10 protein-coding genes are annotated in these 13,512 nt (G+C 36.9%); 4 read left to right on the forward strand and 6 right to left on the reverse strand.

Annotated features, from left to right (window positions below):
- The first annotated feature begins 212 nt into the window (after nucleotides 1–212).
- The 3 genes from CGC52_RS07010 to CGC52_RS07020 all read left to right on the forward strand — a co-directional run bounded on the left by CGC52_RS07010 (nucleotide 213) and on the right by CGC52_RS07020 (nucleotide 4,640).
- The gene (locus CGC52_RS07010; RefSeq protein ID WP_095893889.1) at nucleotides 213–2,474 is read left to right on the forward strand and encodes a GH92 family glycosyl hydrolase; all 2,262 of its coding nucleotides are present in this window, start codon (nucleotides 213–215) and stop codon (nucleotides 2,472–2,474) included.
- A 104-nt stretch (nucleotides 2,475–2,578) separates the two neighbouring features.
- Nucleotides 2,579–4,345, forward strand: coding sequence for a signal peptide peptidase SppA (gene sppA / locus CGC52_RS07015; RefSeq protein WP_095893891.1), 1,767 nt, complete (start codon nucleotides 2,579–2,581; stop codon nucleotides 4,343–4,345).
- Between the two features lie 94 nt (nucleotides 4,346–4,439).
- The gene (locus tag CGC52_RS07020) at nucleotides 4,440–4,640 is read left to right on the forward strand and encodes a hypothetical protein (RefSeq protein WP_042006441.1); all 201 of its coding nucleotides are present in this window, start codon (nucleotides 4,440–4,442) and stop codon (nucleotides 4,638–4,640) included.
- 59 nt (nucleotides 4,641–4,699) lie between these two features.
- Here the strand turns inward: CGC52_RS07020 and CGC52_RS07025 are convergent, their stop codons facing one another.
- The 3 genes from CGC52_RS07025 to CGC52_RS11355 all read right to left on the reverse strand — a co-directional run bounded on the left by CGC52_RS07025 (nucleotide 4,700) and on the right by CGC52_RS11355 (nucleotide 7,995).
- Nucleotides 4,700–5,821: an adenylate kinase gene (locus CGC52_RS07025; protein WP_082024978.1), complete on the reverse strand. Its 1,122-nt coding sequence runs from the start codon at nucleotides 5,819–5,821 to the stop codon at nucleotides 4,700–4,702.
- 166 nt (nucleotides 5,822–5,987) lie between these two features.
- Complete coding sequence (locus CGC52_RS07030; protein ID WP_369800757.1) at nucleotides 5,988–7,499, reverse strand: family 20 glycosylhydrolase; 1,512 nt, start codon at nucleotides 7,497–7,499, stop codon at nucleotides 5,988–5,990.
- Nucleotides 7,471–7,995 (reverse strand): beta-N-acetylhexosaminidase, encoded by a 525-nt coding sequence (locus CGC52_RS11355; RefSeq protein ID WP_232751799.1) that lies wholly within the window; start codon nucleotides 7,993–7,995, stop codon nucleotides 7,471–7,473. Before CGC52_RS11355 ends, CGC52_RS07030 begins: the two co-directional genes overlap by 29 nt.
- A gap of 171 nt (nucleotides 7,996–8,166) precedes the next feature.
- Between CGC52_RS11355 and CGC52_RS07035 the strand changes: the two genes are divergently transcribed.
- Complete coding sequence (locus CGC52_RS07035) at nucleotides 8,167–10,449, forward strand: NADP-dependent malic enzyme (protein ID WP_095893893.1); 2,283 nt, start codon at nucleotides 8,167–8,169, stop codon at nucleotides 10,447–10,449.
- A gap of 371 nt (nucleotides 10,450–10,820) precedes the next feature.
- On the opposite strand, the gene CGC52_RS07040 is transcribed toward CGC52_RS07035, so the two are convergent.
- The 3 genes from CGC52_RS07040 to CGC52_RS07050 all read right to left on the reverse strand — a co-directional run bounded on the left by CGC52_RS07040 (nucleotide 10,821) and on the right by CGC52_RS07050 (nucleotide 13,433).
- A complete protein-coding gene (locus tag CGC52_RS07040; RefSeq protein WP_095893895.1) occupies nucleotides 10,821–11,585 on the reverse strand; it encodes a UDP-2,3-diacylglucosamine diphosphatase in 765 nt (254 codons plus the stop codon).
- Between the two features lie 12 nt (nucleotides 11,586–11,597).
- Nucleotides 11,598–12,050, reverse strand: a complete 453-nt coding sequence (locus CGC52_RS07045) for a 6-carboxytetrahydropterin synthase (RefSeq protein ID WP_042005881.1) — start codon at nucleotides 12,048–12,050, stop codon at nucleotides 11,598–11,600.
- 141 nt (nucleotides 12,051–12,191) lie between these two features.
- Entirely contained in the window at nucleotides 12,192–13,433 is a 1,242-nt protein-coding gene (locus CGC52_RS07050) for a M48 family metallopeptidase (RefSeq protein ID WP_095893897.1), read from the reverse strand.
- Nucleotides 13,434–13,512 lie beyond the last annotated feature (79 nt).

Below are 13,512 nucleotides of genomic sequence, written 5' to 3' on the forward strand. Positions count from 1 at the left end.
TGAGAATGTAATATTTTCAATAAAATATTCTTATTTATATTAATTCTATTTTGATAAGACTAAGAAAAATGTTTTTTTGATGCGATGCTAAGAAGGGGAATTTAAATTCTATTTTGCACATTCACATCGACATATTTCCCAGAAATAAGATTATTTTTCTTACCTTTGCCACTATGTTGTTTACTGAGAATAATATACTAAAATAATAATTTATGAAACTACACAAGATTGTTTTGTCAGCATTGTGTCTGTCGGCAACTGTGTTAACAGCACAAACCCCAGCGGACTATGTAAATCCGTTTATCGGAACCTCTAACTATGGGGCGACTCATCCAGGGGCAATTGCTCCCCGCGGAATGTTGAGTATTTCACCCTTTAACGTTGCATTTGACACTAAGGGAATCAAAGATCCATTGGAAAAAGACAGTCGTTGGCTATCGAATCCTTACGTAAATGAAAATAGATTTTTAACAGGTTTTACGCACGTTAACTTGAGTGGTGTAGGTTGTCCAGAGTTGGGGGTTATCATCACCATGCCGACTACGGGGGAGTTAAAAACGAATCATTTGGACTATGGAACTACTTATTCGAACGAAAAGGCTTCGGCAGGATATTACAGTACGCATTTGACAAAGTATAACGTGAAAGCCGAGATGACAGCTTCAACAAGAGCCGGGGTGAGTCGTTATCATTTTCCGAAAGGGGAAGCAAACATTTTGCTCAATTTGGGTTTAGGACTAACCAATGAGCAAGGAGCGATGGTCAAAATCGTTTCGCCAACCGAGGTGGAGGGAATGCGGATGGTGGGGTCATTCTGCTACAATAGTCCGGAGTTGGCTTATCCCGTTTATTTTGTTGCAAAACTCTCAAAACCTGCAATGAACTACGGCGTTTGGCATAAACCAGAAACGTACAAGGGAGTGGAAGCCGAGTGGATGTGGTACAATGGCGATGTGCGTTTGAAAGAGGGTTTTTCCAGAGAAGTAGTGGGGGATAGCATTGGAGCGTATTTCCGATATAAGTTTGATAAGGAAGAAATAGTGGAGGTGAAAGTAGGTATTTCCTACGTAAGTATTGCTAATGCTCGTGAAAATTTAGAGAAAGAAATTGGCGTAAAAACCTTTGCGGATGTCTATCAACAAACTAAAAACGAATGGAATAAACAACTTCACGCACGTGTTGAAGGAGGTACAGACGACCAAAAAACAATTTTTTATACAGGGTTGTATCATGCTTCAATACATCCCAACGTATTAAATGATGTGAATGGTGATTATCCTCAGAGCAAAACTAACAAAATAGGAAAGTCTAACAACCGATACACCGTTTTTTCTTTATGGGATACTTATCGTAACTATCACCAATTGATGACCTTACTCTATCCTGAACAGCAATTAGGCATGATAAAGTCAATGTTAGATATTTATGACGAGAGCGGTTGGTTACCCAAATGGGAACTTAATTCCACGGAAACGTTTACTATGGTTGGAGATCCTGCAAGTATCGTTCTGGCGGACACATACTTACGAGGATTGACAAATTTTGATGTCGAAAAAGCGTTTCAAGCAATGCTGAAGGGAGCAAATACCTTAGAGAAAAATCCAATACGTCCGGGTGTAGCCGAATACTGGAAATTAGGCTATCTGAGTGTGGATGGCGGTGTAGCAGGACCTGTTTCTACCACACAGGAATATAACATTGCAGATTTTGCAATTGCTCAATTGGCGAAAAAAATAGGTAAAAAATCTGATTATGAGCGTTTTAATAAACAAGCGTATTCTTACAGAAAGTTGTTTGATAGTCAAACTAAATTACTTCGACCCAAGTATAGCAATGGCAAATGGTATGAACCTTTTAATCCTGCAAGTGGAGCAAATTTTGAGAAAAATGTAGGCTACATTGAAGGAAATGCGTGGCAATATGTATACATGGTAACTCACGATGTGAAAGGAATGATAAAAATGATGGGGGGTGAGAAAGCTTTTGAAAAACAGCTGGATCATATCTTTGATTCCAAGCAATATGACATGGCAAATGAACCTGATATTGCTTATCCTTACTTGTATAACTACGTTCGAGGAAGCGAATGGAAAACTCAAAAAAGAGTACACGACCTCATTGAAGAGTACTTTCAGAATAAACCCGCAGGATTACCAGGTAATGAAGACACAGGGGTAATGTCAGCTTGGTTGATTTACGGAATGATGGGATTCTATCCAGTAAGCCCTGCAGAGCCAATATACACTTTTACAGCTCCAAAATTTAATAAAATCATCCTTTCATTGGATAAAAAATATTATCCAAATGGTGAATTGATTATCGAATCAAACGCTTCTCCTGAAAATGTGTATATAAAACGTATTCTTATTGATGGGAAACCTTACAAATCGTATTTTATAACTCATGAAGAGCTAAAAAAAGCTAAAAACATACGATTTGAATTGGATAGAAAGCCTTTGAATACAAAAAAATAATGCAAACAAGTTCTAAATAGGATACTTAAAATAATCATACAGAACAAAAATTACGACGAATATAATATTTTTAACGAATAACAAAGGATAAACAGATAAAACAAATGACTTTTTTAAAAAATGTATTAGCGACCATTCTCGGTTTTTTTATATCCTTGGGGATATTTTTCATTATTTTTCTCATATTTATGTCAGTAATGATGTCATCGATAGGGTCGACAGACAGTGCCGCGGTGATTGTGAAAGACAATTCAGTGTTAGAATTGGAGTTCAAAATGCCTTTAAGAGATTATGGTGAAAAGGTTTATCTTGAAGATTTTGATTATACCATTGAAGAATACAACGGCTTGAACAGCATTCTTAAAGCAATTAAACATGCCTCAACTGACAGTAAAATAAAAGGTATTCTTTTGAAAAGTTCAGGTAATCTATCGGGATTGGCTTTAGTTCGGGAATTACGTGTTGCTTTGGAGGATTTTAAAACTTCAGGTAAATTCATCTATGCCTACAATGATGTAATTCCACAGTCAGATTACTACTTGCAAACGGTAGCGGATAAGATTTATGTAAGTCCGTTAGGAAAATTGAATTTCAGAGGATTGTCATCTGAAGTGCTATTTTTTAAAGATTTACAGGATAACACAGGAGTGTCAATGGAAGTAATTCGCCATGGAAAATACAAAAGTGCTGTAGAACCGTTCTTAGACAATAAAATGAGTGATGAAAATCGACTACAAATCAAAGAGTTATTGAGCTCAGTTTGGGATATTATTGTTCAAGATATTGCCGAAAGTAGAGCCATTACAGTAGAAGATCTGAACGCTATTGCTACAAATTTAGAAGCAAGAACTCCACAGTTGGCCTTGAAAAACAAAATGGTAGACGGAGTGCTTTTCCAAGATGAATTTGAGAACATACTTTGTGAGGCAATGAATGTCTCTAAAATTGAAGATGTTAATTACATAAACATAGAAGAGTATACCGAAAGTGTTTCTAAAAAATATTCTAAAAAAGCAAAGGATAAAATTGCAGTTATCTATGCCGAAGGTGAAATCATGTATGGTAGCGGCAGTTCCAAAATTGTGGGAGATAAAACCATTGTAGAATCTTTGCGAAAAGCTGTGAAAAATAACGATGTAAAAGCCATTGTGTTACGCGTTAATTCTCCAGGGGGAAGTGTGTTAGCTTCGGAATTGATTCACAGAGAAATAGCTGTTACAAAACAGCATAAAAATGTATACGTTTCAATGGGAAATTACGCAGCTTCAGGTGGATACTACATTGCTTGTCATGCTGATAAGATTTTTGCCGAAGCCGGAACTATTACAGGTTCGATAGGTGTTTTTGGAGCTGTGCCAAATGTTAGCAAATTAGCAGAAAAATGGGGTGTCAATGCTGAACAGGTGACAACTCATTCTAACGCGTTGGAATACAGTCTTTTTGAAAAGCCGTCTAAAAGTTTCATTGATGAGAATATGGAATCTGTTGAACAGATTTATGAACTCTTTTTGGAACGCGTGGCAGAAGGTCGTGGCATGACAACTGAACAAGTCAATGAAATTGCACAAGGGAGAGTGTGGAGCGGTAAAGACGCATTGAGGTTGGGTTTGGTGGATCAAATTGGGACATTGGATAATGTATTGGAATTTGTAGCTAATGAAAAAGGTTTGGAGTCGTACAGTGTAGTGTCTTACCCATTGTTTAAGACCAGTTTGAAAGAAATGTTCGGCACTTATGCGATGTCCTTAAAATCTCATTCGTTACAAGAAGAGTTAGGTAAAGAGGCATATCAAATGTACGAGAAAATCAAATTGTTATCGCAACAAGAAGGAATTCAAGCACGTATGCTTTTTGATGTTAGCTTAGATTGATTCTAAGTTTTACCAAAACTTTAACTTTTTATTTTGTTTTGTTTCTGTTTTCTTTCGTATCTTTGTGAAAAGAAAACGTCAAAACATTAATACTATGAAAAGACCGATGGTTGAGTATGCTAAGTTAATTCTGTCAAAAGTAAGTTTTAATTCAGAACTCTTCTGTAAGGAACTCAACAAAGCCTTAGACAAATTACTACCTTACGAACAAGAGGAGTTGAAAGTGTGGTTAGATAACTACACCAAAGACAAACCAGAATTGATTGATTGTGTGGTTTCTATAAATAAAAAGTAGAATTTTAATTGTTAATCAGAAAAGGCTGTCCGAGAACTAATCAGACAGCCTTTTCGTTTTTATTTTTCCAGATTTTCAATAGCTTCGGAAAGTCGATTCGTGATTTCTTCGATACTTCCTATTCCATTGATAGCGTGGTATTTACCTTGCTTTTTGTAGAATTCAATCAGGGGAGCCGTTTTTTGATTGTACTCTACAAATCGATTTCTGATTTTACTTTCATCTTGATCATCGGTACGTCCGCTCACCTTTCCTCGCTCAACAAGGCGTTGGATAAGAATTTCGTCATCTGCTTCTAATGCTAATGTTCCATGAATTTTAATTCCTTTGGAAGTTAAGAATGCATCCAAAGCCTCTGCTTGTGCAATAGTACGCGGAAATCCGTCAAAAATAAAACCTTTCGCATCTGGATTGCTATCAATTTCTTGTTGTAACATCTGTATGGTTACCTCGTCGGGTACTAAATCTCCCTTGTCCATATACGATTGTGCTAGTTTGCCCAGTGGAGTTTCGTTTTTGATGTTGTATCGGAACAAGTCTCCAGTAGAGATGTGTACCAAATTGTATTTTTCTTTCAGGAAAGTAGCTTGTGTACCTTTTCCTGCTCCTGGTTTTCCAAATAAAACTAAATTTGTCATTGTCAAAGATGTGTTTAATTGATATACATGAGGTAAATTTCGTCCTAATTCGTCATAGTCAAGTCCGTAGCCAACGATAAATCGGTTGGGAATAGGCATACCAACGTAGTCTATTTTCAAGTTCTTTTTGTAGGCATCAGGTTTGAAGAAAAGTGTTGCAATGCGTAAAGATTTCACGCCTTTATTGTGGAAAATACGATAGATTTCTTCGAGTGTATTTCCTGTGTCGATAATATCTTCCAATACTACCACATCGCGTCCTTCGACTGAAATATCCAAACCGATGAGTTCACGTACTTTCTCAGTAGAGTGCATTCCCTCGTAGGACGATAGTTTTACAAACGTTATTTCGCAATCTGCTTTGTAGTTACGTACAAAATCGGATGCAAACATAAATGCCCCGTTAAGCACAGAGACAAATACAGGAGTTGTATCTTCCATGTCTCGAGCTACTTCTGAAGTCATTCGTTGAATAATTTGCTGTATTTGAGCCGCATCAATGTAAGGTTCAAATGATTTGTCGTGTATTTTTATGATTTCCATAGAAAATAAATAAAAAACAAAAGTACGAATTTTTCTCAAAAAAACAATCGTTTTTAATCTTATCGCTGATTTTTTACATTAAGGGACTTGTTGTTAAAAGGTATTTCATATTTCCGACTCTGTGTGTCTGTTTTTTTAGTTTTGTATGCTCTGTTTATTATTATAGTTATTGCGTTTTTCTGTCAGCGTCGAACCTGAGCTGTTGTATTTCGTTTTTACCGTCCAAGCTCACGAAAGCAAAATTAAAATGCCATTTCACTAAACGAACTTCTGGAGTTGAGAAATGCCCGATAGGGAGTTTCAATAGTATCTTGTTCCAACCTTTCTTAAGGATTACGGGAATAGGAGGGCGTACCTCAAAATTCTCGTTTGTCAATGGTGTTTCATTAGATTTTTGGGTGTGTGATGACTGCCAATTAGGTGGGTGTATTTCAGAATTGTTTATCCAAACACGACTTTCTTTGTAGTCCCATTTTCCTTGTGGTGGAGGTAAATCTTTTTCTGACCTACTGTAATTCTGAGTGCTTATCCAAAGTCCCACTTTTTGTCTTTTAGGAGAGTATACGTGCGTATAGGCATATGCCGTATGATTGGGTAGAGGATTTTCGTACAATGACTTTACGATTTTTCCCCAAACATGTCTTAAGTAGATGCCTCCGCCGATTGTTTTTTGTGTGTAATAGGTTTTGCCTTGATGGGTATAGCTATTCGACAGTTCTTTTTCAGGAGGAAAAGACCTTGTTAAATCACCTTCGTTTGGGAAAGGATCTGTGATGGTCCATTCCATGTGGGTTTGTTTTACGTAAGCAAAGGGTAGGTTGTTAAAATAGTTATTTTTATGCCACAGCATTCGGCGTTCGAAATCTGCAAAGGCGATGAAATTGAGATCGTTTTTTGATGATAGGATTGTACCTTTGTTGTCAAAATATTCTGTGCCACCGCCTAACCAGGAGCGTTCTGCCAAGGCTAACATTGATGGGTAAAAATTGTTTTGAATCAGTATTTCCTGTTCATTAGGAATAAAGTGATCGTTCCATACAGCAAGTATACATCCTGCGTAGTTGTCACTTCCTTGGGTAACGTTTAGAATACGGCTGTTGTACAAAGCGATTATATCACCAAAAGCATCGAAGTGATTGAGATAGTGAAATCGAGAGTCAATCGCAGGGATGTCTTTTTGTACTTTTCCACGGTAGCTCCACAATTGAGTCATGTCAATATTGCCTACTTTGTAGTTCCAACCAGGATTCCATGAGATTACTTTTTTACCTCGCTCACGAATGAATTGCACCATGTTGGGAACAAAGTTTGGATTTGTGAATTCCACCTCATCTGTGCCAATGTGAAAGTACGGCACATCGAAATAAGGTAGCATTTCATCCAAAAGTTCTTTCAAAATTTTCATACCTTCTTCTGATTGCATATCGTGGTTAAATGCTTTACGAAAGGCCAAACTATGCCCAGGCATGTCAATTTCAGGAATCAGTATCATATTGTGTTGTTTGCAAAATTCAACCAATTCTTTCGCTTCATCAAGAGTGTAAAACTGCCCGTGCGAACGCTCATAGCTGGAAAGATGGTTTAGAATGGGGTGTTTTTTACTTTCTAATCGCCACCCTTGGTTCTCAGTTAGGTGCCAGTGGAAAACGTTAATTTTGTATTGTGAAAGTATGGAAATTTTTTTTTTTTAATTCTTCCAAAGAGATAAAAGTTCGCCCTACGTCTTGCATAAATCCACGAAAACGAAAAGCAGGGAAATCTAGTATATAGCAACCTTGAAATTCAGTTATATCTCCTTTATTTGTTGCCAGTTGTCGTAGAGTTTGCATAGCCCAGTACACCCCTTTTTCCGTGGTCGATTCGATTAGTATTTTGTCTTTGGAGATAGATAATGTATAAGCCTCTTCTTTGTTGACTCTAGCTTGAGGGATATCATTGACAAGCTTTACTTCAATGAGTTTGTTAGCCTTATCGGATGTAGTTCCTCCCATTTGTTTGATGAAATTTTGCCACTGTGTTTGCAAAACGGGTGTAGAAAGTCGTACTTTATGTAAAGAAAAAGATGAATTGTTAATCTCTATTAGCTGAGGCTTAGGTAGTAAGTGGTTAACACCCGAAATAGCATAGGAATAAAAAGTTAATAAGCAAATCAGGGATGTAAACATAAACTTCATAACATGGATTTTACAGGTACTTTATTATTTGATTACAAAGATACATTTTTTAAAATTAAAAAAAGTTGAATTTTACCGTCTAATTCATATTTTCCTAAAAATTATTGCTTATTATTTGAAAACATTCTACTTTTGCGGATAGTTTTATTGATTTATTATTATAACATAAACATGAAAGATAACAGAAAAAAACAAGAGGCGTTGGACTATCATCAGTTCCCCAAACCTGGAAAAATAGCCATTGTACCTACTAAAAAATATGCTTCGCAACACGATTTGTCATTAGCATATTCCCCAGGTGTAGCAGAACCTTGTTTGGAAATTGCTAAGGATAAACAAAACGTATATAAATATACTTCAAAAAGTAATTTAGTTGCCGTGATTTCCAATGGAACTGCTGTGTTAGGTCTGGGGGACATTGGCCCTGAGGCCTCCAAACCTGTAATGGAAGGTAAAGGTTTGTTATTCAAGATTTTTGCTGACATTGATGTATTTGACATAGAAGTAGATGCTACTGATATTGACAAATTCGTGGAAACGGTCAAAGCCATTGCCCCTACGTTTGGAGGTATTAATTTGGAGGATATTAAAGCTCCTGAGGCTTTCGAAATTGAACGCCGACTGAAAGAGGAACTTGATATTCCGGTAATGCACGACGACCAACATGGAACAGCTATCATATCTGCAGCAGCCTTAAAAAACGCTTTAGAAATTGTTAAAAAAGATATTCATCAAGTAAAGATTGTAGTCAATGGAGCGGGAGCAGCAGCCATTTCGTGTACCAGACTTTACATTGCTTTAGGAGCAAATCCTAAAAACATTGTGATGTGTGACAGTAAAGGTGTTATCCGTAAGGATAGTCCTAATCTGACAGAGCAAAAGGCAGAATTTGCTACGGATAGAAATATCCACACCTTGGAAGAAGCAATGAAGGATTCAGACGTATTTATCGGATTATCAAAAGGAAATGTAGTGAGTCCAGAAATGTTGTTGTCAATGGCAAAAGATCCTATTGTATTTGCCATGGCGAATCCTGTTCCTGAAATTGACTATCAATTAGCAGTGAATACGCGTCAAGACATTCTGATGGCAACGGGACGCTCTGACTTTCCCAACCAAGTGAATAATGTGTTAGGATTTCCGTTTATTTTCAGAGGGGCTTTGGACGTACGTGCCACCAAAATCAACGAGGAAATGAAATTAGCGGCTGTTCATGCTCTGGCAGATATGGCAAAGAAAACGGTTCCCGATCAAGTGTCGCTAGTTTATGGCAATGAAAACCTTTCTTTTGGACGTAATTATATCATTCCTAAGCCTTTCGATTATCGATTGATTTACGAAATTCCACCAGCGGTGGCTAAAGCAGCAATCGAATCAGGAGTGGCACTAAAACCAATTACGGACTGGGATGCTTATCGTGAGGAACTTATCGAACGTTCAGGTAAAGGTAGTAAGGAAATCAGATTATTACAAGACCGAGCCAAACGAAATCCAAAACGAGTGGTATTTCCTGAAGCCGACCATATTGAGGTGTTGAAAACTGCCCAACGGTTGTATGAAGACGGTATTGGAATTCCGATTCTTTTAGGAAGAAAAGAAATCATTACCGAACTCAAAGAAGAAGTTGGCTTTACTGCTGATGTAATGATTATTGACCCTAAAACAGATACTGAAAAATCAAGGAGAGAAGCCTTTTCAGAAGTCTATTGGCAAAAACATCAGCGACGTGGCGTTACTTTGGTTAGTGCAGAACGATTAATGCGTGAACGCAACTACTTTGGTGCAATGATGGTCAATACAGGGGAGGCCGACGCAATGATAACGGGCTATTCTCGATCGTATCCATCGGCTATTCGTCCAATTTTAGAACTTGTGGAGAAAGAGGAAGGAGTGAAACGCATTGCTGCAACCAGTATTATGATGACTCAACAAGGGCCTTTGTTTATTTCTGATGCAACTATTAATGTTGATCCTTCCGCTGAAGACTTGGCCAATATCACTTTAATGACTGCAAAGGCTGTGAAAATGTTTGGTATAGAGCCTTCAATCGCTATGCTTTCTTATTCAAATTTCGGATCTGCCAGTTCAAAAAGTACACAAAAAGTACGTGAGGCAGTAGCTTATTTACATAAAAATCACCCCGATTTAGTTGTTGATGGAGAAATTCAGGCCGATTTTGCTATCAATCCAGAGAAGTTAGCTAAATCGTTCCCCTTTTCAAAACTAAACAATGGAAAAGGAGCTAACGTATTGATATTCCCAAACTTGGAGTCAGCTAATATTGTTTATAAAATGCTGAAAGAAATACAACAGTTGGATACCGTTGGGCCTATCGTTTTAGGTCTTAGTAAACCGATTCACGTAACTACTTTGGGCTCAAGCGTTGATGAAATGGTCAATTTAGCAACTTTGGCCGTGGTTGATGCACAAGAACGAGAACTCCGAAAGAAATAATTTCTCACATATAAGACTTGAAGCTGTCCGAAAAGGGTTGTTTTTAGCAAAATATTAAAAATAAAATACTTATTTTCAATGGATTAAGTTTTGTGAAATTGCTAAAATTTGACTTTTTGGACAGCTTAAGTTTTTTGAGTAAAAATCTATGTGTCAACAGGATTCCTGTTCCCGCAGTCAAAAGATGAGTTTAAATAAATACTTGATTAAAGTAAATTAGCACAAAGATTAGTTATCAACATAAAAAGGAAAAGTTGAATCTGATTATATCGTAAGACGCTCAGATGTGTGATTCTACGAAATATTGAAAACTCAAGAATCAAACAAATCAGATAAATCGTTCTTCAGTCCAGAATCAATCTTAGCGAGAATTACTTATCCCATTTTTCCAAACGCAAACTATTTCCATCAAATACAGCATAAGTGAAGTGATGAATCCAATCACCTGTGTTGACGTAAGTTGCTTTATCATTAAGATGAATTTGCATAGGTAAGTGGCGATGTCCGAAAAGAAAATAGTCGTAGTGTTGGGTTTCTAATTTACGTTTGCAGTATAACACCAGCCATTCTCTGTCTTCTCCTAAAAATTTGACATCTTCATTCCCCGAAATTAATTTATTTTTAACAGACATATGCTGAGCTAATCGCACTCCAAAATCAGGGTGTAACCATCGGAAAAACCACTTGGCAACAGGATTCGTGAACACTTTTTTCATACGTTTGAATCCCTTGTCTCCAGGTCCCAATCCATCACCATGTCCTACAAAAAAACGTTTCCCATTGGCGGTAAAACTTAAAGGTTTGTGAAAGACAGGTATTCCTAATTCATTTTGAAAATAATCCTCCATCCAAAGGTCATGATTGCCCACGAAAAAATAAATAGGAATGCCACTATCACTTAACTCGGCTAATTTCCCTAAAGTACGGACGAATCCCTTTGGGACCACTGTTTCATATTCAAACCAAAAATCAAAAAGGTCTCCCAAGAGAAAGATAGCTCCTGCATCGGTTTTGATTCGGTCAAGCCATTGGACGAAACGTTTTTCACGTGGACGACTTGCTACAAAATTAGGTGCTCCTAAGTGATTATCCGATGCAAAGTATATTTTTTTATCACCTGCTAATGAGATTTCCATAGCGAAGAAATTTTACAAATTGTCGTTAGCAAACCATTCAGCATACGAACTCTCCGTTTCCTGTAAACGCAACGAAAACAGCGTAACATTACTTGGCAAATGTTTTTTGATACGTTCTGCAAAATCGACAACCAAATTTTCACTTGTAGGTTGATAATCTACAGTTATTATATGGTGTTCTTTATCTATAAGTTCTTGAGCAAGAGTTAAATGAGGAGAATTTCCATTAAAAACCATGGCGTGATCAAATACATCGATAATCTCTCGTTTTACAATTTTTTTCAAATCGCCAAAGTCAATAACCATTCCAAATTTCACATCGGATGGATTAGTAATAGGTTCTCCAATAACAGTAACGTGGAGTTTGTAGCTATGTCCATGCAGGTTTTTACATTTGCCATCATAGCCATAAAGAGCATGTCCAGCTTCAAAGTCAAACTTTTTGGTGATTCGTATTTTTGCCATTATTTGATTAATTTTAGTACGCAAAAATACGCAAGTTTTAGCGATATACAATCAAATCTGCTGTAAAATGTAATATCAATTCAGCATCCGTTCAAGCAATCAAATGCAGTTTTGGGAATCATTGAAAAGTATATAGTGTCTTTACATTTCTTTTTGTAAATGAATTACGCGTTGATAAAGTGTTGGATGTGAATAATTTAAAAACACGTTCCATGAATGTGGAGTCAGATTACTAAGGCTGTTACGAGACAATTTTTTCAAAGCAGTGACCAAGTGCTCTGCCGTACCCATAGTCGTTTTGGCGTATTCATCTGCTTGATATTCGAATTTTCGAGATATGTAGTTAGAAATCAAACTCGTAACCGTTGAAATAGGACTGTAAAGCAATCCAAAAGCTAACAAACCGATATGGAAACTATGCGTTTGCACTCCTAAAGCTTCCGAAAAAATAGAATTTTCAATAGCTAAAGACAACACGTAGAGCGTTATCCCTGTTAGAATTGTCGATTCTAATATATTGAAAAGAATGTGTTTATGTTTGTAATGTCCAACTTCATGAGCTAAAACAGCAACAATTTCATCTGTAGTAAGGTCTTTGATGAGAGTGTCGTAAAGAGTGATTTGTTTTGTCTTTCCGAACCCTGAGAAATAAGCATTTGCTTTGGTCGAACGTTTTGAACCGTCAATCACATAGATGTTTTTCAGCTGAAAACCAACCTTTTTTGCATATTCTTCAATGGCATCACGCAATTCACCTGCCTCCAAGGGGGTCTGTTTGTTGAACAATGGGACAATCAATCGAGTATATAGAAACGCCATCGCTACCGAAAAACCACTGACTAACAACCAAGTATAAATCCAAAAATATGTACCCACCCAAAGGTAAAACCACACCACTAAAGCCAATATCCCTCCGCCAATAAATAGAGTCAGAGCCTGTCCCTTCAAAAAGTCCGTAAAAAATAAGGTACGTGTGCTTTTATTAAAGCCATACTTTTCTTCAATAACAAAGGTAGCATAATACTCAAATGGCAAAGCTATTAAGTTGCTAATCAGCATCAGTATTCCGAAAAACAATAAAGAAATAACTATTTCATTTTCAAAATATTGACGTAGAAAACCATCTAAAAAGGCAAAACCATCAAGACTCAAAACCACCAAAGTCAGAGCGAACGACAACCACGAGGAAAAGGTTGAAAAACGATGTCCCTCAAACTTGTAGTTTTGCGATTTTTCGTATGATTCAGTGTCATAAACATCCGCTAACACCTCTGGAATCGGATCTCTAAATTTTCGAGCATTTAGTGTTGAAATCCATTCGTCTAACAAATGTTCGGCAATAAATATAGCCAGTATTAGATAAAATAAGGTTGTAGCGTCCATTTTTGATATATTTTGAGGAGCAAAAGTACGGATTTTCTCCGAATAAGTTCTGTTTGAAAGAAATATCTAACTTATTAAC

This window comes from Capnocytophaga sp. H2931, assembly GCF_002302535.1.
GTDB classification, from domain to species: domain Bacteria; phylum Bacteroidota; class Bacteroidia; order Flavobacteriales; family Flavobacteriaceae; genus Capnocytophaga; species Capnocytophaga canis.